Origin of the sequence: Neptunomonas phycophila, assembly GCF_001922575.1 — a bacterium.
Taxonomy (GTDB): Bacteria; Pseudomonadota; Gammaproteobacteria; order Pseudomonadales; family Balneatricaceae; genus Neptunomonas; species Neptunomonas phycophila.
The window spans coordinates 79,789-106,195 of sequence record NZ_MRCI01000002.1 but is presented as its reverse complement, the minus strand read 5'-3'; the positions used below and the strand labels follow the sequence as shown (position 1 = coordinate 106,195).

The window sequence follows — 26,407 nt, the reverse complement described above, 5'->3', positions numbered from 1 at the left end:
TTTCCTTCTTTATCCACTATTTATGCGCCTGACACATGAATTTAAACAAGATACACTTGTCTGAGTTCATTAATGGATTTGGGATAGGATATCATCACATGAAAGAGGCAACGACTACGTCTGATGCACTGCTGCAGCGCTTGTCAAATCAGCGTCAACAGCGCTTGCGCAAAAACGTACAGCTGCTCTTTTTAGGTTTACGTCCAGAAGAGATGGACCCCATCATTTCGCTGCTCCGTGGCGCACGCCTTGCCCCACGCGGCCGCCAAATATTGACACAAAATGATTTTTTAGAGGCCTTGTCTGAGCGCTCTTGGGATTTATTGATTTGCACTCCTGACCGCGAAGACTTTACCGCCAAACAGGCTATTCAGAACCTCAAACGGTTAGACAAAGACATTCCCGTCATTCAACTGGTTACGCACCCCGACAGCCGTCTATTACTCCAAGGCTTAAAGTCCAATATGCAGGCGGTGGTACCTCTCGACGAAAAAGAGTTACTGTTAATCACCATCCGCCGAGAACTAGAACACCTAGAGAACCGACGCCGTATGCGACAAGCGGAGGCTCTGTTAAACGAAGCCGAAAAGCGTTGTCGGCTGCTCATGGAGCGCTCAACACTCGCCATCGCTTATTTCGATGCCTCTCAGTTGCTGTTAGCCAACAACAGCTTTGCTCAAATTTTTGGCTACGAGGCCCCCGAAAAGCTTAAAGGCAAACCTATCGACTTTTTCGTAGTTCACGAAGACCGTGAAGAACTCTTTGAACAGGTCAAAACCTTTACGGAAGGCCGCCTAAAAGAGCTTATTTTCCAACTGACTGCGCGGCGAGCGGACGAATCAAACTTTAACGCTCATATAGAACTTCAAGAGACCCGTTTAAATCACCAAAATTGCGTGCAAGTGACAGTACGGGCTGAGTCACTACCAGAAACGAGCAAAAGCTTTGCTGAACACGACCCCATTACAGGGTTATTCAACACCGAATTTATTCTACGCAGACTCGATGAAACGCTGCAGGCAGCCTTAGATGGCGGCCATGATTGCAATCTAATGTATATTCAGGTCGATAAGTTCCAAAAAGTACGATCAGAGTTTGGAACTGACGCTTGCAATCATCTTGCACGCGACATCGCCGATACGCTCAAACACGAGCTAAACCCCGTGCATATCAAAGCTCGCTTGACCGATGACTCCTTCCTCATCATTTTTAGGGACCCCAGTGCCGATAAGGCTGTGGAGCTAGCAAGATCACTTTGCAAAAAGATAGCCGACATTGAGTGTATTTTTTCAAAAAGCCATCTACCTACATCCTGCTCAATCGGCGTAGCTACCATTACCGATGCCTCACCTGGCACACACAAAATTATTGAACGCGCCCACACCGCTGCCGAAAATGTTAAGAGCGGTAATGGGGTTATGCTCTACGTCCCCGACAAAAGCCCAAGCGAAGCGCCAAGCAGCACTAAATTGGAGAACATGCGCCAGGCGGTCGTCAACCAGCAGTTTAAGCTGCTTTTCCAACCTGTCGTGCCTTTGTCATACTCTAGCTCAATGAGCCATTACGAGGCGCTCTTACGCCTGCTAGACGATGATGACAATGAGCTATCGCCCGCATTATTCTTTGATACGATCGAAAGCCCAGAATTAAGTATCATGATGGACCGATGGGTAATCTTAGAAGTTATTAAGCGCTTGCGACATGAGCTAAACCAAAATGCCAAACATCGCATTTTTATTAGCTTAACGGACCGCACATGGCGCGACCCTGACCTTTTAAACTGGTTAGCCGCTTTGCTCAGAGAATACCGCATACCTGCCAATCATTTAGTATTTCAATTTAGCGAGAGTGATTGCTCAATCAACATTAGCCAAGCCAAAATTATTACCGCTGGCTTACGAAAACTAAACTGCTTGGTATGCATTAAACATCATGGCTCGTCGCCTAATGCAGAGCAAATTGTTAAACAGATCAATGCTGATTACATTAAGATCGACGGAGCGCTAGTACAAGACCTAACAAACGAAGACGATCCTGAATCTCCGTTTGACGCTATGATAGAAAAACTAAACAGTGCAGGCATGATTACCATTGCCCCGTTAGTCGAAAACCCAAAAGTAATGGGCCGACTATGGAAGTCTGGTGTGGGATTAATCCAAGGCTATTATTTACAGCCCCCCATGGATCAAATGAATTATGACTTTTTTGAGGAGTAACTAGCAGAGCGCTTAAAATACTCCCAAATTAAGGCAATAAAAAACCGGCTAGAAAGCCGGTTTTTTTATAACCACTGCGTAACAATACCACTATAGAGCAGCATCCCGATCTCTAAAGCCAATCAGATACAAAATTCCATCAAGACCCAGCGTAGAAATAGCCTGCTTAGCACTCTGGCGCACTAACGGCTTCGCTCTAAAGGCGATACCTAAACCTGCAATGGAAAGCATAGGCAAATCGTTGGCACCGTCGCCCACAGCAATGGTTTGCTCAAGACTAATCCCTTCTTTAATCGCGAGCTCACGCAACAAAGCAGCTTTGCGCTCACCGTTTACGATTTCCCCCGTCACTTCACCGGTCACTACACCATCAACAATATCTAACTGGTTCGCATACACATAATCAAACCCGAGTTTGGCCTGCAAGTGTTCTGCAAAATACGTAAAGCCACCCGATAAAATTGCGGTTTTATAACCTAGCGCTTTTAAGTGCGATACCAACGACTCTGCTCCCTCAGTCATAGGTAAGCGCGCTGCTACAGACTCTAAAACGCTTGCATCCAAGCCCTTGAGCAATCCAACGCGGCGCCTGAAGCTTTCGTTAAAGTCAATTTCGCCACGCATAGCCGCTTCTGTTATTTCAGACACTTGCTCACCGACACCGGCTTCTTTTGCAAGCTCATCAATCACTTCGGCTTCAATTAAAGTAGAGTCCATATCAAACACAACAAGGCGACGGTTGCGGCGGTAAATATTATCTTCTTGAAAGGCTATATCCACATCAAGCTCGCTGGCGGCATGTAGAAACTCGCCCCGCAGCTGAGACATATCACCCGACGCCCCCCGTACCGAAAATTCGACACAAGCTTTATTGCGAGTAGAAGCATCATCGTCTAATGATAGACGACCGGACAAGCGCGTAATTTTATCGATATTGAGACCATGGCGTGCGGCTATATCTGTAACTACAGCAATATGATCAGCGGTAACTTTGCGGGCAAGCAAGGTAATAATATGGCGCGATTTTCCTTGAGCAAGTACCCACTCTTCGTAATCTGCTTCATCGATTGGCTGAAAACGAACTTTCATATCCATTGCATGTGCTTTAAAGAGCAAGTCACGCAAAATTGGAGAGGATTCAGCCGACTTGGGTACTTCGATCAAAATACCTAAGGATAGAGTGTTATGAATAACAGCCTGTCCGATATCGAGTACGTTGACCTGAAAACCCGCTAGAATTTGCGTAATACTAGACGTAACACCCGGCTTATCTTCGCCGGAAATAGTAAGCAGAATAATCTCTTTCATGGACAACCGGTTTTAATTACTCATGTAGTTATAAATTAAAAAACGCGCCGGAGTATAACACCCAACGCGTTACAAATAATAACAAGCACTAACGGCTAACGCTTAGCTGGGCCATTACCCGCAGAAGAGCGGCTTTTTGGCTTTTTAGCCACACGCTTACGTGCTTTATTACTCTTACCTTTCGCTCCTTTAGCGACCGAAGTAACTTCGCGTTCAGCAGCCGACAAATTTGCACCGCTGGGTTTGCTCTTTGTGGCGCTTTTAGCACCACTTTTTGCTCCACCTTTGGCGCTGCTTTTCGGCTTTTTGCTACTATTTCTTGTAGTAGAACGCCCCGAATTCGATCGAGAAGAGCGCTTTTCATCAGACGGTCCTATTTTACCTTCTGCAAGCAACTGCCTTTTACTAACAGGGGCCGCTTTAGACTTACGAGTATCAAGCACTTCGACCAATTCGAAGTCTATTTTGCGATCATCAAGGTTAACACCGGCAACCAGCACACGTAGGCGATCACCTAGTTTGAAGACTTTACGCGTGCGCTCACCCACCAAACGCTGTTTGGCCGCATCGAATTGGTAATAATCACTGGGTAAGCCTGTAATATGGATAAGCCCCTCAATGAAGACAGACTCCAGCTCCACAAACAAACCAAAACCGGTGACTGCCGATACCACACCATCAAACTCTGAGCCGACATGGTTTTGCATAAATTCGCACTTTAACCATGAGACAACATCACGTGTCGCATCATCAGCACGACGTTCAGTCATTGAGCAATGCTCACCTAATTGAATCACCTGCTCTGTATTATAACGGTAAGCAAAATCAGGATTTAAAACAAAATTATCAGGACGTTTAATGCTCCGCTTTTGAGCTCCCGAATGTATCAACGCACGAATAGCACGATGCACAAGCAAATCAGGATAACGGCGTATAGGCGATGTGAAATGCGTATAGGCCGAATAAGCCAAACCAAAGTGACCATTATTCTCTGGCGTATAAACCGCTTGAGCCATCGAACGCAGCATCATGGTTTGGATAATATGTCTATCTGGGCGGTCTTTGATCCATTCTGCTAACTGCTGGTAATCTGTCGGCTCAGGATCATCACCACCGGACAGGTTCAGACCTAACTCCGCCAGATAGGCACGCAAGTTTTCTAAACGGGCAGGCTTTGGTCCATCATGAACGCGGTACAAGGTCGGAATTTCAGCGGCACTCAAAAACCGAGCGGTAGCAACATTGGCACACAGCATACATTCTTCAATCAGCTTATGTGCATCATTTCGCACAACCGGTACTATCTTCTCAATTTTGCGCTGATCACTAAAAACTATACGGCTTTCAGTCGTATCAAAATCCATCGCTCCGCGGATTTCTCGCGTGCGTCGCAATGTATCGTACAAGCTATGTAGCGTTTCTAAATGAGGAACTTGCTCGGCATATTCTTGACGCAGTTGATGGCCTTCTTCTGTATCAGCTTCGGTTAGTATCTTACCCACTTTGGTGTAAGTGAGGCGAGCTTTGGATTGGATAACCGCCTCGTAAAACTGATAGCCAGACATATTGCCTGCATCACTAATCGTCATCTCACAGACCATCGCCAAACGATCAACATTGGGGTTGAGCGAACACAACCCATTGGATAATAGTTCTGGCAACATAGGTACAACAAATTCAGGAAAGTAAACCGAGTTACCTCGCTTGTGAGCTTCCATATCTAGTTCTGTACCCGGCCTTACATACCAAGACACATCAGCAATAGCGACCCACAAACGCCATCCACCGCTGCGCTTACGCTCAGCGTATACCGCATCGTCAAAGTCGCGCGCATCTTCGCCATCAATGGTCACCAAGGGTAAATCGCGCAGATCGATGCGGTTTGTTTTTGCGGACTCTTCAACCTCAGGTTTTAAGTCGCCTATCTCTTGCTTGACCGCTTCTGGCCACTCTTCAGGTATGCCGTAGTTGTGTATAGCCACCGTTATTTCCATACCCGGTGCCATATGATCACCCAAGACTTCAACTACCTTACCTTGCGGCATATTACGTTTGCCAGGTTGTTGAGTGATTTCTAGTATCACTAACTGATCATTCTCATACTTCAAGCCACTGTCTGGATCAGCAATAACCATCACTTGCTGAGCGATTCGCTGATTTTCTGGCTGTAAATTACCAAAGCCATTTTCACCTTTAAACCGGCCTACCAGCTTGTGCGTATTATGCTCAAGCACTTCGATGATTTTACCTTCACGGCGGCCTCGCTGGTCTTTTCCAACCTCTTGAACAACCACGCGATCACCATCAAACACTTGGCGCATTTGGCGAGGGCTAAGAAATAAGTCGTCACCCCCTTTATCCGGCTGTACAAAGCCAAAGCCATCGCGATGCCCAATAACACGCCCTGGGATTAGATCCATTTTACGCAGCAAACAGAATTCATTCTTGCGGTTGGACATTAACTGACCGTCACGACACATCGCTTTTAAGCGCCGAGAGACACCTTCCACCGAATCTTCATCATGAATATTTAATTCTTGGCATACACGAGGGTGCGTAATTGGTTTACCCCACTGCAGCAGAAAATCTAATAAATACTCTCGACTTGGTACCGGATTCTCGTAATTTTGTGCTTCTCGTTGTGCTGCTGGGTCTTTATCCATCCACTCTTTATTCATAGCTTTCTTATTCCGTATGACGCGCTTAATGATGACAGTATGGTTATAAACAAACAGGCCAGCAAGATGCCGGCCTGTTTATTCAATTTAAGGAAGCTCATCAATCGCTTCGTTTTCTTCTTTAGGGGGTGGCATTAAATCTTCTTTGCAGATGCCCAACATAATTAATAAATTGGCAGCTACATAGATCGATGAGTACGTACCCACGGTAATACCCACTAACAAAGAAACCGCAAAACCACGAATCATTTCACCACCAAATACTGCCAAGGCGATCAACACCAGCAACGTAGTGAACGAGGTCATCAACGTCCGGTCGAGTGTTTGAGTTAGTGAAATGTTGATAATTTCCGTTGGTGAACCTTTACGCACCTTGCGAAAGTTCTCACGAATACGGTCATAAACCACGATCGTATCGTTAAGGGAATAACCAATTACCGCTAAGACACCCGCCAATACCGTTAAATCAAAGTCTAATCGGAACAGTGCAAAAAAGCCCAACACAATAATCACATCATGCGTCAAGGCAAGCACAGCACCCAATGAGAACTTCATCTGGAAGCGGAAAGCCACATATACCATGATCATAAACAAGGCGAGCAGCAAGCCAAGCCCACCTTGTTCACGTAACTCTTCGCCGACTTGTGAGCCAACAAATTCATTACGACGAAGTTCGATCGTTTGCGTTTCCCCTTCTTGCAGGGCTTGCAGTACTTTGTCGCCTAACTGAGGGTCATGATCAGCACCCAAGCGAATCAGCACGTCATTAAGCGCGCCAAACGTTTGAACAACGGCATCATCAAAACCCGCAGCACTTAACTGATCATGGATCTTTGACAGATCAGCCTCGGTTTCATATCCAACTTCTACCAGACTACCACCGGTAAAATCCAAACCGAATTTCAAGCCATTAACCGCTAAAGACCCGATTGCGACAATCAACATCGCAGCCGATAAGAAAATGGCTAACTTTCGTAGCCCCATGAAGTTGTACACTTTTGCGTTCTCAGACATCTTCATGCACCTTAAATTGAAAGTTTCTTAATCTGACGACCACCATACACTAGGTTAACCAGTGCACGTGTCACCACAATTGCCGTAAACATCGATGTGATAATGCCCACCGATAAGGTAATAGCAAAGCCTTTAACAGGCCCGGTACCCATTGCAAACAAGATAACGGCCGCCAAAAGCGTAGTGATGTTCGCATCAAAAATCGTGGTAAAGGCTCGCTCAAAACCAGCATTGATTGCCGATTGCGGCGGAATACCGTTTTTAAGCTCTTCTTTTATCCGCGCAAATATCAGCACGTTAGCATCAACAGCCATACCGACAGTTAATACAATGCCTGCGATACCCGGCAAAGTGAGCGTTGCCGATAAAATCGACATAACAGCAACCAACAACAACAAGTTTGTACACAGTGCGATGTTCGCCAAAAAGCCAAACATTCGATACACCGCTAACATGAAGACCAACACGAGTGCGAAGCCTATCTCAACCGAGATAACACCTTGCTTGATATTCTCTGCACCCAAGCTAGGACCGACCGTCCGCTCTTCTACGAAATAAATAGGGGCAGCTAAAGCACCGGCACGTAAAAGTAGTGCTAATTCCGACGATTCGCCCGCGCCATCCAAGCCCGTAATACGAAACTGGTTACCCAGTACAGACTGAATAGTCGCTAGCGAAATAATTTTCTTTTCAACGTAAGGAATACGCTTTTCGACTTGTTGACCATCAACCGTCTCATTAATGATACGCGCTTTGTTTTCTACAAAGATAACCGCCATGCGTCGTTGAACGGCATCGCGCGTGGTACGGTTCATTAATTGCCCACCTTTACTGTCTAGGGTAATAGACACTTGAGGCTGACCATTCTCATCAAAGCTGGCTTGCGCGTTTGCCACACTTGCGCCACTGATGATGATATCTTTCTCTAGCGTTGCACGACGTCCTGGCTCGCTGCGGAACTCATACGTATCGGTAAGCGCACGGTTAGTATTTGGCGTTGCCTCCAAGCGGAACTCCAAGTTTGCCGTTTTACCGATAATACGCTTCGCTGCAGCGGCATCTTGAACACCGGGCAACTGGACAACAATGCGGTTACGACCTTGGCGCTGCACTAGCGGCTCAGCCACACCTAATTCGTTAACACGGTTACGTAAAATAGTTAAGTTTTGCTTAATAGCGTAATCTTCGATGTCTTTAACCGTCTGCTCAGTCAACGTAACGTTAACAAAGTAAGCACCATCGGCTTCTTCTGTTGTTGTCAGAAACTCAACATAATCGCGGCGCAATAAGTTTTGAGCCTCATCACGTGATTCTGCATCTGCAAACTTAATCGACAAGCTCCCATCAGCCTTATGTTCAACTGAACGGTAGCGTAGCTTTTCAGATCGCAATTTTGTTTTGATTTCAGAGACATATACATCAAGACGTTGTGAAACCGCTTGAACCATATCCACTTCTAATAAAAAGTGAACACCACCACGCAAGTCCAAGCCTAGTTTCATCGGGCCAGCACCAATGCTAGTTAACCACTCAGGCGTTGTAGCCGCCAAATTAAGCGCGACCACATAATTCTCGCCGACCACACTCGCCGTGATTGCTTTCGCTTTAAGCTGGTCTTCGCTGTTAGCAACGCGAATCAGTGCACTGCCTTCGGCTACTTCTGCAGATTTAAAGTTTACATTCTCACGTTTCAATGCAGCAGTCACACGGTCTAACGTTGACTGATCTACTTGATAAACATCGCGTGTGCCTGAAACCTGCACGGCATAGTCTTCAGGGAAGAAGTTTGGAGAGGCGTACAATGCGCCAAACAAAACAACCAAAATGATGAGACAATTTTTCCAGAGGGGATAACGGTTGAGCATTGTGCCCGGTCCTTTAAACAAACAAAGCGCCACATTAAGTGGCGCTTAAAAAGAAAACAGCTTAGATACTTTTGATAGTACCCTTCGGAAGAGCTGCCGCTACATGAGCTTTTTGGAACGTTAGCTCAGTACCTTCACTCACTTCCAATACTACGTAGTCGTCATTTGTTTTGACTACTTTGCCTAGAATGCCGCCTGCTGTTAAGACTTCGTCACCTTTAGAGATGCCAGCAATCAATGCTTTATGCTCTTTGGCACGCTTTGCTTGCGGACGCCACATAAAGAAGTAGAAGATCAGACCAAAGCCCAGCAAAAAGATAATGTTAAATAGACCTGAGTCCATTGGCGCTGCAGCAGCGCCTTCAGCGTACGCAGGGGAAATTAAGAAGCTCATCATTACTCCAAAGATGTGTTTATTCATTTTAGTTTTCTGCTAACGGCGGCACTTCCATACCCCGTTTGCGGTAGAACTCGGTTACAAAGGCGTCCAATTTACCTTGTTCAATTGCCTCACGCAAACCTGTCATCACCCGCTGGTAAAAGCGTAAGTTATGAATGGTATTTAGCTGAGACCCCAGAATTTCGTGGCACTTATCAAGATGGTGAAGATAAGCCCGACTGAAGTTCTGACAGGTATAACAATCACAGGTTTCATCCAATGGACGTGTATCTGTTTTATTGGAGGCATTTCTGAGTTTTACAACCCCCGTATCCGTAAACAGGTGACCATTTCGGGCGTTACGTGTTGGCATAACACAATCGAACATATCGACACCACGGCGCACGCCTTCTACTAGATCTTCTGGTTTACCCACACCCATCAAATAGCGCGGTTTATCCTCAGGCATCTTATACGCCAAATGATCCAATACATTGATCATTTCGTCTTTAGGCTCACCTACCGACAAACCGCCAATGGCATAACCATCAAAGCCAATATCCGTTAAGCCCGCCAACGATTCATCCCGTAAGTGTTCGTACATACCGCCTTGGATAATACCAAACAACGCTGATGGGCTATCGCCATGTGCCTCTTTTGACCGTTTCGCCCAACGTAATGATAAGCGCATTGACGCGGCCGCTTCAGTTTCGGTCGCAGGGTAAGGCGTACACTCATCAAAAATCATAACGATGTCTGAACCCAGCTCGCGCTGAACCTGCATTGAGCGTTCAGGGTCGATAAACACCTTGGAGCCATTAACTGGTGACTGAAACGCGACGCCCGCTTCGGTGATCTTGCGCATTTTACCAAGACTAAAAACTTGGAAGCCGCCGGAATCCGTTAAAATAGGCCCTCTCCATTGCATAAAATCATGCAAATCACCATGTTGCTGAATAATTTCAGTGCCAGGGCGCAGCATCAAATGAAAGGTATTACCTAAAATAATATGCGCACCTGTCGCCTCAATATCACGAGGCAACATGCCTTTAACCGTGCCATAAGTCCCCACCGGCATAAAAGCTGGAGTCTCCACAACACCACGAGGGAAGGTTAAACGCCCACGACGCGCTTTACCGTCTGTCGCTGTCGTTTCAAAATTCATAAAGCAGGTACGGCTCACGATGCCTCCAACTGTTTTGTATTATGTGTAATAAACATCGCATCACCGTAACTAAAAAAACGGTACTGCTCGTCAACGGCGGTTTTATAAGCCGCCATCGTATAATCATAGCCAGCAAAAGCGCTCACCAACATGAGCAATGTTGACTCGGACAAGTGAAAGTTAGTGATTAAACAATCAACACTTTTAAACCTATAACCCGGGAAAATGAAAATAGACGTATCGCCATAAAAAGGGGCGATTTCTCCCGACTGGCTAGCACTCTCTAGCGCTCTGACACTGGTCGTTCCTACGGCAATCACTCGACCACCACGTTCACGTGTTGCTTTCACCGCATCCACAACAGACTGATCAACCTCGATATACTCAGCATGCATTACATGCTCTTCGATTGTATCTACTTTAACCGGCTGAAAAGTCCCCGCCCCCACATGCAAGGTCACAAACGCTTTTTGAACTCCTTTAGCGTCCAAAGACGCGAGCAACTTATCATCAAAATGCAACCCAGCAGTAGGCGCCGCGACAGCACCCGGCTCAGTACCATAGACTGTTTGATAACGTTCGCGATCATCCAACTGATCTTCTCGTTTCATGTAAGGAGGTAACGGAATATGGCCATGCTGTTCTAACAGGTTAAGAACCGTATCGTCGTCTTCAAAACGAAGCTCAAACAGGTTTTCATGACGACCGACCATAGTCGCTTTGATGCCGCCTTCTAAAAACAGCTCAGCGCCTTCTTTGGGTGACCGACTCGAACGCACATGAGCCAACACACGATGCTCATCTAAAACACGCTCTACTAACACCTCGATTTTACCACCGCTGGCTTTTTCACCAAATAAGCGAGCAGGAATAACGCGCGTATTATTAAAAACGACTAAATCATTAGGATTAATAAGATCAAGCACATCGGTAAACACTCGATGCGTTAGCTCACCTGTATTCCCTTCTAGGCATAGAAGACGACTAGCGCTTCGTTCTGGTAGGGGATAACTTGCGATAAGCGACTCAGGTAATTCGAATTGAAAATCTTTAACGTGCATATTTTCTATCAGGCAGGCGGTTACAAGGCAGGCAATTGTACCCAACCCATTAAAAATTATCACTCAATATCGACAAAAGGCATTGACGCGCCCAAGAAGATCCCTATAATACGCCCTCACGAAATGCCAGTGTGGTGAAATTGGTAGACACAGGGGATTCAAAATCCCCCGCCCTTAAAAGCGTGCCGGTTCGAGTCCGGCCACTGGTACCATGCATTTCGATTAGTTATTAGGCACTCGCCAATAACCCACCTGCTACATACTTTACTAGCACAATCGTATATCAAGCCATTCTCAACACTTCACACAGATATAATACAGCCTAAATACCTGCCTGCAGCTCCTTCGGCGACTTGCTAGCAGATAATGAGACTGCTCTACGGAATATTCTCCGCAATGGAAGGAGAAAGCCGCACCCCATCCAAACTTATCCTGCTACTTAACCCAAAAAAAAACACCTAATACTTTACAGAAGCAATGAACCAGTAGTATCTTTTATATTAGAACTTACTAAATTAGCTAATACTGATAAAAATAGGTACACTTAATGAAAGCCAATAAACTCACCGCTCTATTATTCGGATCAATCTTAGCAGCCCCGTTAGCATCACAAGCCAATGATAATCAGATTGATAAAGCACTCATCATAGTGAACAGCGGTTCATTACAAACCCAAGGAATGGCCATGGTCTTAGGTAATGCCATGCAAAACAAAGGAACGCACGTTGACGTTTTACTGTGCGACAAAGCTGGCGACCTTGCGCTTAACGCAACCAATAATAAGCAATTAAAGCCAAAAAATGTAACACCCGAACAAATGATGATGAAGCTACAAAAAGGCGGTGCTAGCGTTAACGTCTGCGCATTATATTTACCCAACAGCTCACACAGCAAAGACGCTCTCCGTGAAGGAGTTGGTGTGGCAGCACCACCAGAAATAGCCCAACAAATGACAGCTAAAAACACACGCGTATTTAGTTTTTAGAAAAGGAATATTTCATGAAAACCTACCTGATCGCTCTACTGTTGAGCATAAATTTACCTCTAAATGCGGCCCATGCAGCCGCTATCGAAGGCATAACACCTAAAGCCACTTATGATCTTGTTCAAATGCAGCGAGCCGACGTCTTATTCATTGATGTACGCGACCCAATTGAAATAATGTTTATCGGATTCACCGATGAGGTTGATGTGAACATTCCGTATTTATTGGTCGATCGCAATCACTGGGACTCTGAACGCAAACGCTTTCGTCTCTATCAAAATCCCAAGTTTGCTGCACAAGTCGAGCAAGCTCTTTTTGAAAAGGGCCTAAATAAAAATGCAACGATTATCACCATGTGTCGCTCCGGAAACGAGCGAGGCTTACCAAGCGCTCAACTTCTGCGTCAAAACGGTTTTCCGAATGCAACCTATATGATTAACGGCTTCCAAGGAAGCCGTCTAAAAAATGGAGACAAGGCCGGTTTTCGCATTCAAAACGGGTGGCAAAACGCCGAACTTCCTTGGAACCCGAAACCCAACCCCAATAAAATATTCCGTATAGATAGCACATTAAACTGATGATAAATCAGCAACAAGACGATATAAAAACTAATCAGGGGAGTCAGTTACCGATGAAACCGGCCAAATCAAGAAAGGCATAACCAAGAATCACATTGAGGGTTATGGATACGATTAACGCAGTTTTTATCACATTAGGGTTGCTAGACATACTTGTAACCCTTTTGCGCGTGGTTACATTTCTCTTTTTCATTTCGTCCTTGTACCAATCTCTATCTTGATATCCCATGACTAATTCCGTTTAACTAGAGTGTTTAAAGACAATTACTTTAGTACAAAATTAATTTTCTGCAATATCACCAATGAATGCTGAACACATTAACACCGGCTCAATATTGCAATAATAGACAACGCCAAAATCAGCGAAACGCTTTTCCAAAACAGCACCGGATTACGATCCATCAACGGCGGTTTTGTTTTGCTGATAAAGGCCTGATTAGGATGGCGTAAGTCATAGATAAATTCTGACAATACGTCATAGCGTTTTTCAGGAAACGGATGCACTGCTTTTTTGATGACGCCGTCAATCCATGCGGGTATTTCACGCTCTTCATCTAATAACGTCTCATAAACTAATTTCCTCTGCGCCGCTCTAGTTTTACAACGAGCGACTTTTGCCCCATAGGGCAACCGCCCTGTAAGCATCTGATAAGCAATCACACCCAGAGAAAAAATATCTGACTGCACCGTGCCACTTTCACCTAAAAAGTATTCAGGCGCTGCATATTGAGCAGTACCCAACAAGTTATGATGCTCAACTGGCGTGGACATTTCCATAATGCCTGCTACGCGAGTAGAACCAAAATCGATAATTTTCACCGTTCCTGTTGTATCAATCATGATATTTTCTGGACGCAGGTCTTGGTGCAGCATTTCAGCACGGTGAAAGGCTCGAAGCCCTTTAGCAATCTGCTCAACAATCCCTCTAACTAGCTCAATATCCGGCTTAGGGTTGTCAATCATCCACTGAGTTAACGTTTGACCTTCGATAAACTCGTTGACTGTATAAGTAAAGTGACGCTTACGCGTATGCGATACTGCTTTAAGGACATGTGCATTATTAACGCGCTTGGCTATCCACTCTTCCATCAAAAAACGTTCTAGATATGCAGGATCATCTCTTAGGTCAACGGAAGGTGTTTTTAAGACTACCTGCTGCTGCGTTTGAGTATCGACCGCCAACAAAACATGACTACGGCTACTTGCATAAAGCTCTCGGATAATGAGATAGCCATCAAACTCCATACGCGCCTCTAACACTGGCGGGAATGGCAACTCAGTCAATTCATGATAGAGCGATTTAACGTCTTGCTCAGGTAGTGAGTCAACTCTAACCACCTGCACCGTTACATTATCATCACTGCCCTGCTCAAGCGCTTCCTCAAGAATCAACTTAGCCGCTTTATCTAAATCATTATGACTACCTTCAATCGCCTGGCGAACAAACTTATCCGCTACAAACTCATAGACTCCATCAGTCGCCAGAACAAAAACATCCCCCTCAATTAATTGATGCGCGCTGTAGTCAACCTCTAGGTGCGAATCCATACCCATAGCACGGCTCAAATAGCTGGTATCTTGCGACACCCAAAACCGATGATCGTCGGTCAGCTGCTCCCAATCATCACCACGAAGCCGATAAACACGCGCATCCCCCACATGAAATACATGAGCCGTGGTGGACTTTACAATCAAAGCACTTAAGGTACAGACATAGCCTCGGTCTTTATCATACCGATACTGACTCTGCCGAGTTTGGGAATACAGCCATGAGTTCGTAGCACCCAATACAGTTTGAGCAGATTTTTTTACCGACCATGCCTCAGAAGTACAGTAATAATCCGCCAAAAAGCCAGTAACAGAAGATTCACTAGCCTCCTGACTTACATCGCTACTACTGATTCCATCAGCCAACACCACAGCCACACCTTTCGCACTCAATTGCGGCTCTTTAGGCACTAACACTCCGTGAAAGTCCTGATTAATTGCTTTAAGCCCTTTATCAGAGCACTGGCCTATTGATACTCGCAGCTGACTCATATGGCGCCTTTTTAACGACGAAAAAGCCTCGGCTGTTTCCAGCCAAGGCTTATTTTTTATTTATCACTGCCACAAACATACTGGCTTTAGTTTTGCACCCACAGCGACAAATCAATTTATCTTGGTGATGACACTCACTTACATTGCTTTACGTTTAGCGCCCGTACGAACATGAGTGCTATACAAGGTCAAGCCTGTAAAAGCCAAACCACCTACAAGGTTACCCAGCGCTGTTGGAATCTCATTCCAAATAAAATAGTCAGCAATCGAGAAATCACCGCCCATGATGATACCTGATGGGAAAAGGAACATATTCACAACCGAGTGTTCAAAACCCATAAAGAAGAAGAGCATGATAGGCATCCACATCGCGATTACCTTACCACTTACCGAGGTTGAAACCATCGCGCCTACAACCCCCATGGATACCATCCAGTTACACAGCATGCCGCGCAAAAAGATAGTAAACCAGCCCGCAGCACCGTGCTCAGCATAACCGACTGTTCGCGCATGCCCTATTTCAGCAATCTTTTGACCCACAGCTCCTGGCTCAATCGAAAAGCCATACGTAAACACAAACGCCATCATAAAGGCGACCGTTAACGCTCCAGCAAAGTTACCGAGGAACACCAAGCCCCAGTTGCGCAAAATACCATTGACGGTCACACCAGGCCGCTTATCAAGCAGTGCTAATGGGCACAATACAAACACCCCTGTCAGCAAATCAAACCCCATCAAATACAGCATACAAAAGCCAACAGGAAACAGTATTGCGCCAATTAAAAACACTCCCGTTTGCACGGCAATAGTTACCGCAAATACAGCGGCCAGCGCCAATATAGCTCCCGCCATAAAGGCGCGAATAAGCGTGTCTCGTGTTGACATAAAGATTTTGGATTCACCCGCATCCACCATCTTTGTCACAAACTCCGTAGGGACTAAATAGGACATAGTTAATCTCTCTCTAAGTAATGCCTGTATTGGCAATTAGCTAATAACAGGAAGGGCGTAAATCATCTTTACCAATCTCTTCCTCACAAACTGTTTGAGCAATAACTATTCCAAACGAGGCCGAAACCAACAAAAAAGCACAAGAAGTACACCTAACCTTTACATAATCACCCTATTTTTAAGGCAATCAGAGAATGAGAGATTAAAAAATAATGCTAGCGAAATACATACACTAAGTTGGTATTTACAACAAAACGCTAAAGTCTAACGCGCTATTCACGCCTCATAAGCGCGCCAACCGCAAAATTTAACGAAGAAAGTGCACAAAAAACGTACACTTTACTCAGCCGACCACACTACTCGCGAATAAAGAACCAAAACCCGACTTCAAGACAAAGCAGGCCTCAAACACAAGCAAGCCGTCATACTTATACCGCCATGATTACCAACTCTTGTAAGGCAGGAATTTACCACTCATGGTCAACACCACACGGTCTCCTTTAGGGTCCTCAACTTTATCGACCTCCATGGTGAAGTCGATTGCACTCATAATTCCATCACCAAACTTTTCTTGGATGACCTCCTTCAACGTCCCGCCATACACCCCCATGATTTCGTAAAGCCGATAAACCAGCGGGTCCGTAGGGACCACTTGATCCCACACTTTGGTCGGGAAAGCCGTTAATGCTTCTGCAACCTCGCAAGACAACTCGAGATACTCAGCTATAGCAGCCGCCTTTTCCACAGAGGCACTATTCATCCCAAGACACGCCGATGTAAGCCATACAGGCGAACAACCAATTTCGTTGGCGATGCCCTCCCATGTCAGCCCCTTTTCTGCCTTTTTAGCCATTATTGCTTCAGTCATTGCTAACTTATCCATGTTACCTCCGGTAGGTTCTAGATGATTGCTAATTAGGCCGTAGATGATTAGCTGCGATAAAGCCGCCTATGACCGCAACAATAAGCACTGCAAATTAGATACCGAAATACCAGAACAGAAACGAACTCGGAAAAAAGCCGAAATGTAGAAAATAGAAAATAGAAAATAGAAAATAGAAAATAGAAAATAGAAAATAGAAAATAGAAAATAGAAAATAGAAAATAGAAAGGATGTATTGCTATAGAAGAAACAGGAAGAATAAGAAAGGATGGTGGGGCGTATAGGATTTGAACCTATGACCAATTGGTTAAAAGCCAACTGCTCTACCACTGAGCTAACGCCCCATCCTATAGGTTTACTGCTGAATCAAAAGTGGTGGGGCGTATAGGATTTGAACCTATGACCAATTGGTTAAAAGCCAACTGCTCTACCACTGAGCTAACGCCCCACTTTTTGAAACCCTGAAGTGGCTCCTCGAGCTGGACTCGAACCAGCGACCAATAGATTAACAGTCTACTGCTCTACCAACTGAGCTATCGAGGAACTTCAGTATCCTTTAATGGCGGAGGGGCAGGGATTCGAACCCTGGGAGCCTCTCGACTCGCCGGTTTTCAAGACCGGTGCTTTCGGCCACTCAGCCACCCCTCCGAAGGATGGGCGCAGATTCTATAGAGTTCAGAGAAAGTGTCAATACACTTCTTTAAAAAAGTTACAAAAAAACCTAAAAAAAGCGTTTTTATTCATTAGCCTAGCTAAAAAAGACAATTTACAGCTGAAATTGATCAGGATTTGTACACATAGCTAACCATCGCTCTATACCTGCACTGCGGTACTTTTGTTTATGTATCACTAAATAAAACTGACGGTGTAGGTTTCTATGCGCCACATTCAGCTCAACCAAGCTCCCGTTAGCGAAAGATTCTTCTAAAGCAATACGTGATAAACACGATATACCCAAACCCGCTTTTACAGATCGTTTAATCGCTTCCGTGTGTTGAAGCTCCAGCAAAATAGTAAAGCGCGGTAGGAATCCTCGCATAGCCCAATCAAATGCCTGCCGTGTACCTGATCCCTGCTCCCGAAGAATCCAGCTAGCTTCTTGTAAATCTTGATCGGATATCACTGATTTCATCGCCAAAGGATGAGAAGGCGAACAAAAAACCACCAGCTCATCTTCAAGCCAAGGGATAAACTCTAAGTTAGAATTATTAGCTTCACCTTCTATCAGTCCTATATCCAGCTCGTAGTTAGTCAATTTTTCTATAATCGCTGAGGTATTGGCCACCTCCAGCGTTACACGTTGACTGGGGTGCTCCGCCATGTAGGCAGCCATTAACTCAACTGCCAAGTAATTGCCAATGGTTAGTGTTGCTCCTAATTTGAGCTGCCCTGGCGTTTGATGCTGCATTAACTCGCTCTCTAAGCCACGCGCTTGATCTAACAAGGCTTCCGCCCGGGGTCTCATCAGCCTGCCCAACTCATTTATTTGCAACCGCTTACCTACCCGATCAAAAAGCTGTATATCAAATTGATCTTCCAAATCTTTCAAAGCACTGCTCGCCGCCGATTGCGACATGGATAAACTATTAGCCGCTTTAGTGATGTTATCGTGGTGCGCTATCGCTAAAAAAACTTCCAACTGACGAAGCGAATACTTCATTATCGATTTTTCCTATTAGGCTTATAAAACAATCCCGCTTTACCGATAATTTAAGTCTTTTATACTGGGATCACAAAGGCACAAAACCTATAACAGATTGAGTTTTTATAACGACTAGCGCTATCACTGACATAAAGCACTAGCTACAGCGAGGTAGATACCATGTCTACAATTGGTCAAGAACAAGTGCTCAGTGTGCACCACTGGAATGACACCCTGTTTAGCTTTAAAACCACCCGAGATGCAGGTTTCCGTTTTAAGAACGGACATTTCACCATGATTGGTTTAGAGCATGAGGGACGCCCGTTAATGCGCGCCTACAGCATTGCCAGTGCAAATCACGAAGAAGAGTTAGAATTTTTTAGCATCAAGGTGCCTGACGGCCCACTGACGTCTAAGCTTCAGCAGATTCAAGCAGGTGATCAAATACTGATTAGTCGCAAGCCAACAGGTACGCTGATTAATGACAACCTACTGCCTGGCAAAAACCTATACCTGATTAGTACAGGTACCGGCTTAGCGCCGTTTATGAGCATTATTAAAGATCCTGAAATCTATGATGCTTACGATAAGGTCATACTAACCCATGGGGTGCGCTACACGTCCGAGCTAGCCTACGCCGATACAATCCTGAACGAATTGCCTAATCATGAGTACTTAGGAGACATGGTACGAGAAAAACTGCTCTACTATCCAACCGTCACACGCGAGCAATTCCGTAATAATGGGCGTCTAACCGACCTAATGATAACCGGCAAGCTAACTAACGATTTAGGCTTACCAAATCTCAATGTCGAAACCGACCGCTTCATGCTATGTGGCAGCCCGAGTATGTTAAAAGATACCTGTAAAATTCTAAACAACATGGGCTTCAGTGAGGCACGCCATGGCGATTTAGGTCATTACGTGATTGAGCGGGCATTTGTCGAAAAGTAAAAACAAAGCACAGGCGAGCAGTTACGCATAACGCTCGCTTGCGCTTGCAGATACAATCCAGCTTAATGCGCGGGGCCCACCAAGGTTGTTAACACCGTTGTAACAGCCAATATCGACATGCCAAGCAGCTTTTCGAACAACAAAGAAGTAGCTAAGCGTTGCGCGTTATTATTAGTCAAAATCGCGGGGACTAGAAACAGTTTGTGTACACCAGCTAATACCAGAATTAAACCAACCAACGCTATTTTTAGTAATAGCCAGAAGCCATACTCGCTGCCTAGCAAGCCAACCCAACCCGTTAATTGATAACTTAAAACACCCCCGCAAACGACTAGCCCAACAACAACCACAACCGCAACCTTCCCAAAGACATGCATCACATGAGAAGACTCTTGAGGCGCCAAACGACGCGCCGCTATCCACAGTGGATATAGTGACCCCATCCACCAAAATGTGAGCAAAATATGAGCGGTTAACAACACGCTTGATAGCAACGTCATTTGCGCTATATGGCCCGTCTTTGTAAAAGAGATGGCAATCAGAACACAACCCAAGCTTGCTACATAGAACATAAAACTAGCGCCTGAATATACGCTTTTCCTACTAGCAACCATTGAAAGGATTAGCACGCCAAACCCTATCAAACGGTAAAGGGTAGCCTCCCCCACGGACGACCCCCACTGCACACTCATCATTAAGGGGTCAAACATGCCACTAAACCCAGTTTCAGCTAAAGCCCCTACCCTTACCAGAAAGTGAAGCCCCGTTACTACAAACCCCATTACACAAGCGGCTATGGTATAGCGCAACAACAAAGAGAAAAGAGACGGAAACCTTTTAAACAAGCAAAAACTGGCTAGCCCCCCTACCGCCCCGGAAATACACAAATAAACAAGCCAGCGGGTCATTAACACGACCCATTCCCAGTCCATAAAAGCCATAAACAGCCCTCGGCAGCTCGGTAAAAATTAGTGCTGCATAAAACCAAAGCTACCCGTCATTTTATGGCCATCGCCGCCCACGATCATCCATTTCACTTGATACTGATCAGACCCCAGTGCCGGTAAAGAAATACTAAAGTTTGCTTTAGGCTCACTGCCAATGGCAAAGTCTGTCTCAACAGGCTCGTTTTTAGAATTAATGACGCTAAACTTTACCAACCGAACAGGATCACCAAAATTAAGCTCTATATGATCGACGGGCTCCATCAACATAGCACCGTCTTTTGGCACCGTATGCATCATATCGCTATGCGCTAACACGGATGCAGATGAAGTAAGTAAGCCTACAACCATTAATCTTTTTAATATTTTCATCGTAAAATCCAACTGTAAGAAAGAGAGCAAGTTAATGTGTTTAGGGAGAAATAAACACACCTTCATTTTATACTTTAGCCCTAACGAGCCGGTGACTCGAATATTACAATCTTGTTATTTAGTTAAGGTTCGCTTTGCGGCGTTATAAATGACAAGGTAAACGTAGAACGATTATTGGCCGACTCTATCTTCATGCTACCCGCATGTGAAACGACAATCGCTTGAGTTATAGCCAGCCCTAACCCAACGCCATTCATATCATTTTTTGTTCTATTTTTATCGGCTCGATAAAAACGATCAAACAGATGCGGTACATCTTTCTCAGGAATAGTATCGCCCGCATTACTGATAGAAAGGTCGATTACACCTAACTTAGGTTGAATCACCACCTGTATCTCACTGCTATCGTAACTATGGCGAATTGCATTGGATAACACATTACTAATGGCACGCCTAACCATCAGGTGATCTCCTTGGATATACCCATTACCTGTAACGTGGATACTCACCTGCTTTTCGGAGGCTAGCAGCTCATAAAACTCAACAATATTATCGACCTCGGCTCTCAAGTTAATAGGCTCATACGTTGGTAAAACCAATCCATGATCGGCTTTTGCAAGAAACAGCATATCGGAAATCATGCGCGATAAACGCTCATACTCCTCCGCATTGGAAATGAGCACGTCCCGGTAACTATCAATATTTCGCGGGCGCGACAGTGCAACATGGGTTTGTGTCATTAAATTGCTCAACGGCGTTCGAAGCTCATGGGCAATATCAGACGAGAACTGCGATAAGCGAGTAACGTTATCTTCCAACCGAGACAACATGTCATTGAGAGCCTGTGCGAGCCCTGCTATTTCAACAGGCACACTATCAACGGACATGCGCTGTTCCAAATGAGCCGCCGTAACATTAAGCGCCTGATCTCTCATAAGAAACAGAGGCCTAAGCCCTCGCTTAGCCGCTAACCAGCCTAGTAAACCACTAACAAGCGTTGCTAAAGCGGAATAGAGCAAGAGCTGTTGTTTAAAACGTGACATGAAGCGCGTGTGATGATCAATATTCAGCGCCGTTAATATAATGAGTGTGCCAAGGTGACTGTACGCTGGCGTAACATCTTGCACAAAACCACGATATGAGTGCTTGTCATCATGCCACATGAACGAATCAACGACTGAGTCGTTTAATGCACGTGTTAACTGCTCAATCGGGATCACAGCCGTATCCGTTTTAAACAGCACTGCTCCCTCTTTAGTCATCACCAATGCTGACATATCAGTGTGATTAGCAAACATAAACGACAAGTCGCTAGCGAGCCGTGCCAAAGACTGATCATCAGAGATGCCCGAGACACGCTCAAAAGTTTGGGCTATTTTAGACGACAATATATCCCTATCCTGAGCAACAAAATGCTGCTCAACTGATGCCGTAATAACCCAGTTCAGCACTAACAGCACGCTAGCTGATAACAGCGCAAAATAACTCGTCAAGCGCCAACTAAGTGATAACTTACGCTGCACTCTATACCGCCACTTCTAAAACATACCCCATTCCACGCAGGGTGTGGATAAGCTTCACGTCGAACGGATCATCTACCTTAGCGCGCAATCGTCTAATAGCGACCTCAATCACATTGGTGTCGCTATCAAAATTCATATCCCACACATGAGATGCAATCAACGAACGCGGCAATACTTCGCCCTGTCGTCGTATCAACAGTTCCATCAAGGCAAACTCTTTCGCGGTTAAATCAATACGTTGGCCATCACGTGTTACACGACGGCGGATAAGATCTAATTCCAAGTCGGCTATCGATAACGATGTCGACTCTGCACTTATGCGATTACGCCGTAACAACATGCGTACCCGCGCCAATAATTCAGCAAATGCAAACGGCTTAACTAGATAGTCATCAGCACCCAGCTCGATGCCTTTAACTTTGTCTTCAACTTGGTCGCGAGCCGTTAAAAACAACACCGGCATGTCATGACCACTCACACGCAATGCTTCTAACAACCGCCACCCATCAACTCCCGGCAGCATGATATCCAGTATAATTAAATCGTAAGCACCTTCTTGCGTCAGCGCCAAATGCAGCCCATCACCACCGGTACGTGCCAAGTCAACATTAAAGCCCGACTCGGTCAAACCCTGCTTTAAAAAGTTGCCCGTTTTTACTTCGTCTTCAACAATTAGTAATTTCATAAATTAGCCATAAATACGCACCGTATTAGCCAGTATTGGACGACTACTCACTCACACGTAGCGTGCCCTTATACATTTTCATTTGGCAATGAAATTCATATTCTCCAGTAGGCATAGCCGGTAAATGAACACGAGTATGCTGGTTCAACACCAAGGATTCACTAATATTAAATTCCGGAATGAGTAACTGCTCCGCACAAGGCGCCGGATCTTTTCGGTTAAATACCAAACTCACCGCTTGATTAGGGGGTACCGTGATGTATGACGGAGAATACACGCCGTTCTCTACGGTGATGATTAAATCTTTATTGGCTTTTACTTCATTCGGTTTGTAGAGCCAAAACCACCACACAATGAGCCCAACAAAAACAACACCGACAAGATTTATAATCCACATAGTCATTACCTCTAGTGCTCTTTTACCTTAAAAAAGCGCAACCGGTTAGCGTTGGTTACTACGGTCAATGATGAAAATGCCATCGCAGCGCCGGCCACAACAGGACTGAGCAGAATACCAAATACAGGGTAAAGTAAGCCTGCCGCGATCGGCACTCCGGCGACGTTATAAATAAAAGCTCCAAACAAGTTCTGTTTGATATTACGAATGGTCGCTTTACTAACGGCTACCGCATCCGCTAATCCATGCAACGACCCTCGCATAAGGGTAATGTCAGCACTTTCTATCGCTACATCAGTCCCCGTACCGATAGCAAAGCCAACATTAGCTTGGGCAAGTGCAGGCGCATCATTGATGCCATCTCCTGTCATACCTACGATTTCGTTTTCGTCTTGGAGGACTTTTACCTTATCCACTTTATCCTGAGGCTGAACTTCAGCGTAAAATTCGTCAATGCCTACTTTATCGGCTACCGCTTTTGCCGTCGCTTGGTTGTCACCCGTTAACATGACCACTCGGATACCATTACCTTGCAGGCGTTTGATCGCAGCTACTGAGTCATCTTTAATTGGATCGGCCACGGCGACTATACCTGCTAAGGTGTTGTCGACAGCAAAATACATTGGGGACTTGGCCTCACGAGCAAACACTTGTGCCTGCTCGATCACCTGCTCAGATAATTCAATGCCGCGCTCCTTCATCAGCTTTTTATTACCGAGCAATAACGACTGTTCACCCACTCGAGCTTCGACACCCTGCCCTGTAATGGCATTAAAGTCAGACACATCCGATAACGCTATGTCGCGGCTTTTAGCTGACGCTACAATCGCTTCGGCTAACGGATGTTCTGAATTGGACTCTAGACTGGCCGCCAAGCGAATAACATCTTCTTCGCTATAACCTGAGATTGCCACGATATCAGTGACCTGCGGACGCCCTAAGGTGATTGTGCCCGTTTTATCCAACACCATGGCCGTAATCTGCGATGCTGTTTGCAAGGACTCACCGTTGCGGATTAACACACCCGCTTCTGCCGCTTTCCCCACTCCCACCATGACGGACATTGGTGTCGCCAACCCTAATGCACAAGGACACGCAATAATCAGCACTGTAGTTGCTGAAACAATCGCAAAGGCGACGGTAGGCTCGGGGCCTACATTCAACCAGATGAGTGCACTAATCACGGCGATGATCATAATGGTAGGTACAAAATAGCCGGCTATCACATCGGCTAACCGACCAATAGGCGGCTTAGAGTTTTGCGCTTTTTTAACCATGTTGATTATGTTCGCAAGGGCCGTATCTTTACCGACGCGTTTAGCCACAAATACTAACGAGCCTGATTTATTAATAGTGCCTGCAGACACCAAATCACCCTGCGTTTTCTCAACGGGTATAGGCTCACCGGTTAACATGGACTCATCAACAGAGCTGCGACCCTCTAGCACCTCTCCATCAACCGCTATACGCTCTCCAGGGCGAACTCTAACTTGATCATTTATGCGCACCTGCTCGATGGGGATATCAACCTCATTACCGTCACGAATCACTCGTGCGGTTTTGGCTTGCAAATTGATTAAGCGCTTAATAGCTTCAGACGTGCGGCCTCGCGCCTTGAGCTCTAACGCTAAACCGAGATTAATCAGACCAATGATCATTGCGGTAGCCTCAAAGTACACATGACGCGCCATGTCAGGCAACAGTGCCGGCACAATAATCACCACCATAGAATAAAGCCATGCGGTTCCTGTACCTAAGGCTATCAGGGTGTCCATATTGGCCGAATGGTTTTTAAATGACTGCCACGCCCCGGTATAAAAATGCTTGCCAGAAAAGTACATAACAGCCAATGTAACGATTCCCACCACTAACCAAGCAAAGCGTTCTGCAGGTGATGATACCGACATATCACCGATAAACAGCCCATATAGCATTAACGGAATACCAACGCCTAAACTGATACTCATATCTCGCATGAGCTTTTTGTAGTAAGCCTGGTCGGAGGCTTCCTTTTCAGTCATGGCCGCTTCATCATTTTCCGCCACGCTTTCTTTGGCGTGATAGCCGGCTTGCTCAACGGCATTGATCAACGGCTCAACGCCACTTGAGCCAGACACTAAGACCGTGCGCTGGGCAAAGTTCATCTCTGCATGATCAACACCTTGGACATTGCGTAGCGCCGTTTCAATTTTTTTAACGCAACTACCGCAATTTGCACCATCAATGAGTAACTCATACTCGGCAGAAGAGTCACATCTATGATGAGAAACAGAGGGTTTCATAGCGATACCTCATCATTAGTGGGTTCGGTAAAATTTTCAATTAAATGACAGACTGTCGGTGAGCTCGGCAATTGATCTGGCTGGGTAGACCATTGCTCTAACGCACTTTTCATACGCTGGCGCAATAACAACATTTCCTTTATGCGAGCTTCACTTTCTTCTAAACGCTGCTCAATTAAACGGCGAGCCGTACAGCAGGGAGATTTTTCATCATCGGCTTCACTGAGTATTTGAGTGACATCTTCTACCGTAAACCCAATATGTCGGGCGGCAAGAATGAACGTCAAACGTTTGTATTCTTTAACACTATATTCTTTGTATCCATTATCAGGATTCTTAACAGGGTTCAGCAAACCGATTCGGGTATAAAACCTGACGGTATCGGCCGTAACCGATGCTTTCTTGGCTAACTCGTTCACTAACATACCCACCCCCAATGATGCTTGTGCGGACGCTCTTTGCTTTTCACTTATATAGACCATACA

The 26,407-nt window shown here is 45.5% G+C and carries 22 protein-coding genes and 5 tRNA genes; 5 read left to right on the top strand and 22 right to left on the bottom strand.

Translation table 11 applies throughout. From position 1 onward, the window contains the following. Positions 1–98: 98 nt before the first annotated feature. Complete coding sequence (locus BS617_RS14420; RefSeq protein ID WP_075173689.1) at positions 99–2,216, top strand: EAL domain-containing protein; 2,118 nt, start codon at positions 99–101, stop codon at positions 2,214–2,216. A 90-nt stretch (positions 2,217–2,306) separates the two neighbouring features. On the opposite strand, the gene serB is transcribed toward BS617_RS14420, so the two are convergent. From serB to queA, 7 genes are all read right to left on the bottom strand, one after another. Next, the gene (gene serB, locus BS617_RS14415) at positions 2,307–3,524 is read right to left on the bottom strand and encodes a phosphoserine phosphatase SerB (RefSeq protein WP_075173688.1); all 1,218 of its coding nucleotides are present in this window, start codon (positions 3,522–3,524) and stop codon (positions 2,307–2,309) included. 95 nt (positions 3,525–3,619) lie between these two features. Next, positions 3,620–6,202 carry a ribonuclease R gene (rnr, locus tag BS617_RS14410; RefSeq protein ID WP_075173687.1) on the bottom strand — a complete coding sequence of 861 codons (2,583 nt, stop codon included), beginning with the start codon at positions 6,200–6,202 and terminating at the stop codon, positions 3,620–3,622. Positions 6,203–6,289: 87 nt separating this feature from the next. After that, positions 6,290–7,216 (bottom strand): protein translocase subunit SecF, encoded by a 927-nt coding sequence (gene secF, locus BS617_RS14405; protein ID WP_075173686.1) that lies wholly within the window; start codon positions 7,214–7,216, stop codon positions 6,290–6,292. Positions 7,217–7,227: 11 nt separating this feature from the next. Then, positions 7,228–9,081, bottom strand: a complete 1,854-nt coding sequence (secD, locus tag BS617_RS14400) for a protein translocase subunit SecD (protein ID WP_075173685.1) — start codon at positions 9,079–9,081, stop codon at positions 7,228–7,230. A gap of 61 nt (positions 9,082–9,142) precedes the next feature. Continuing rightward, positions 9,143–9,475 (bottom strand): preprotein translocase subunit YajC, encoded by a 333-nt coding sequence (yajC, locus tag BS617_RS14395; RefSeq protein ID WP_075173684.1) that lies wholly within the window; start codon positions 9,473–9,475, stop codon positions 9,143–9,145. Positions 9,476–9,503: 28 nt separating this feature from the next. Beyond that, positions 9,504–10,625, bottom strand: a complete 1,122-nt coding sequence (gene tgt / locus BS617_RS14390) for a tRNA guanosine(34) transglycosylase Tgt (RefSeq protein ID WP_075173886.1) — start codon at positions 10,623–10,625, stop codon at positions 9,504–9,506. Positions 10,626–10,639: 14 nt separating this feature from the next. Continuing rightward, positions 10,640–11,686 carry a tRNA preQ1(34) S-adenosylmethionine ribosyltransferase-isomerase QueA gene (gene queA, locus BS617_RS14385; protein WP_075173683.1) on the bottom strand — a complete coding sequence of 349 codons (1,047 nt, stop codon included), beginning with the start codon at positions 11,684–11,686 and terminating at the stop codon, positions 10,640–10,642. A 125-nt stretch (positions 11,687–11,811) separates the two neighbouring features. On the opposite strand from queA, the gene BS617_RS14380 reads away from it, so the two are divergent. The 3 genes from BS617_RS14380 to BS617_RS14370 all read left to right on the top strand — a co-directional run bounded on the left by BS617_RS14380 (position 11,812) and on the right by BS617_RS14370 (position 13,249). Further along, positions 11,812–11,898 (top strand) — tRNA-Leu (locus BS617_RS14380). Positions 11,899–12,233: 335 nt separating this feature from the next. Continuing rightward, complete coding sequence (locus BS617_RS14375) at positions 12,234–12,671, top strand: DsrE family protein (protein ID WP_075173682.1); 438 nt, start codon at positions 12,234–12,236, stop codon at positions 12,669–12,671. 14 nt (positions 12,672–12,685) lie between these two features. Then, positions 12,686–13,249 (top strand): rhodanese-like domain-containing protein, encoded by a 564-nt coding sequence (locus BS617_RS14370; protein ID WP_075173681.1) that lies wholly within the window; start codon positions 12,686–12,688, stop codon positions 13,247–13,249. Positions 13,250–13,567: 318 nt separating this feature from the next. Here BS617_RS14370 and BS617_RS14360 read toward each other — a convergent pair whose 3' ends face one another. From BS617_RS14360 to BS617_RS14325, 8 genes are all read right to left on the bottom strand, one after another. Continuing rightward, the gene (locus BS617_RS14360; protein WP_075173679.1) at positions 13,568–15,289 is read right to left on the bottom strand and encodes a bifunctional protein-serine/threonine kinase/phosphatase; all 1,722 of its coding nucleotides are present in this window, start codon (positions 15,287–15,289) and stop codon (positions 13,568–13,570) included. Between the two features lie 138 nt (positions 15,290–15,427). After that, positions 15,428–16,240 (bottom strand): formate/nitrite transporter family protein, encoded by an 813-nt coding sequence (locus BS617_RS14355; RefSeq protein ID WP_075173678.1) that lies wholly within the window; start codon positions 16,238–16,240, stop codon positions 15,428–15,430. A gap of 442 nt (positions 16,241–16,682) precedes the next feature. Then, the gene (gene cynS, locus BS617_RS14350) at positions 16,683–17,123 is read right to left on the bottom strand and encodes a cyanase (RefSeq protein WP_075173677.1); all 441 of its coding nucleotides are present in this window, start codon (positions 17,121–17,123) and stop codon (positions 16,683–16,685) included. Between the two features lie 269 nt (positions 17,124–17,392). Beyond that, positions 17,393–17,467 (bottom strand) — tRNA-Lys (locus BS617_RS14345). A gap of 29 nt (positions 17,468–17,496) precedes the next feature. Next, a tRNA-Lys gene (locus tag BS617_RS14340) sits at positions 17,497–17,571 on the bottom strand. Positions 17,572–17,590: 19 nt separating this feature from the next. Further along, a tRNA-Asn gene (locus BS617_RS14335) sits at positions 17,591–17,666 on the bottom strand. A gap of 17 nt (positions 17,667–17,683) precedes the next feature. Further along, a tRNA-Ser gene (locus BS617_RS14330) sits at positions 17,684–17,771 on the bottom strand. Between the two features lie 118 nt (positions 17,772–17,889). Next, a complete protein-coding gene (locus tag BS617_RS14325; protein ID WP_075173676.1) occupies positions 17,890–18,783 on the bottom strand; it encodes a LysR family transcriptional regulator in 894 nt (297 codons plus the stop codon). Positions 18,784–18,945: 162 nt separating this feature from the next. Between BS617_RS14325 and BS617_RS14320 the strand changes: the two genes are divergently transcribed. After that, positions 18,946–19,719 carry a ferredoxin--NADP reductase gene (locus tag BS617_RS14320; RefSeq protein WP_075173675.1) on the top strand — a complete coding sequence of 258 codons (774 nt, stop codon included), beginning with the start codon at positions 18,946–18,948 and terminating at the stop codon, positions 19,717–19,719. 62 nt (positions 19,720–19,781) lie between these two features. On the opposite strand, the gene BS617_RS14315 is transcribed toward BS617_RS14320, so the two are convergent. From BS617_RS14315 to BS617_RS14285, 7 genes are all read right to left on the bottom strand, one after another. Then, positions 19,782–20,660: a CopD family protein gene (locus tag BS617_RS14315; protein WP_075173674.1), complete on the bottom strand. Its 879-nt coding sequence runs from the start codon at positions 20,658–20,660 to the stop codon at positions 19,782–19,784. Positions 20,661–20,687: 27 nt separating this feature from the next. Then, on the bottom strand, positions 20,688–21,035 hold the full coding sequence (locus tag BS617_RS14310) for a copper resistance CopC family protein (protein ID WP_075173673.1): 348 nt from the start codon (positions 21,033–21,035) through the stop codon (positions 20,688–20,690). Positions 21,036–21,157: 122 nt separating this feature from the next. Further along, a complete protein-coding gene (locus tag BS617_RS14305) occupies positions 21,158–22,558 on the bottom strand; it encodes a heavy metal sensor histidine kinase (protein ID WP_075173672.1) in 1,401 nt (466 codons plus the stop codon). A gap of 1 nt (position 22,559) precedes the next feature. Continuing rightward, the gene (locus tag BS617_RS14300) at positions 22,560–23,243 is read right to left on the bottom strand and encodes a heavy metal response regulator transcription factor (protein WP_075173671.1); all 684 of its coding nucleotides are present in this window, start codon (positions 23,241–23,243) and stop codon (positions 22,560–22,562) included. Positions 23,244–23,286: 43 nt separating this feature from the next. Next, positions 23,287–23,640, bottom strand: a complete 354-nt coding sequence (locus tag BS617_RS14295) for a cupredoxin domain-containing protein (RefSeq protein ID WP_075173885.1) — start codon at positions 23,638–23,640, stop codon at positions 23,287–23,289. Positions 23,641–23,651: 11 nt separating this feature from the next. Beyond that, entirely contained in the window at positions 23,652–25,922 is a 2,271-nt protein-coding gene (locus tag BS617_RS14290; protein WP_075173670.1) for a heavy metal translocating P-type ATPase, read from the bottom strand. Further along, positions 25,919–26,404 (bottom strand): MerR family transcriptional regulator, encoded by a 486-nt coding sequence (locus tag BS617_RS14285; protein WP_246813362.1) that lies wholly within the window; start codon positions 26,402–26,404, stop codon positions 25,919–25,921. The genes BS617_RS14290 and BS617_RS14285 overlap by 4 nt, the downstream gene beginning before the upstream one ends. Positions 26,405–26,407 lie beyond the last annotated feature (3 nt).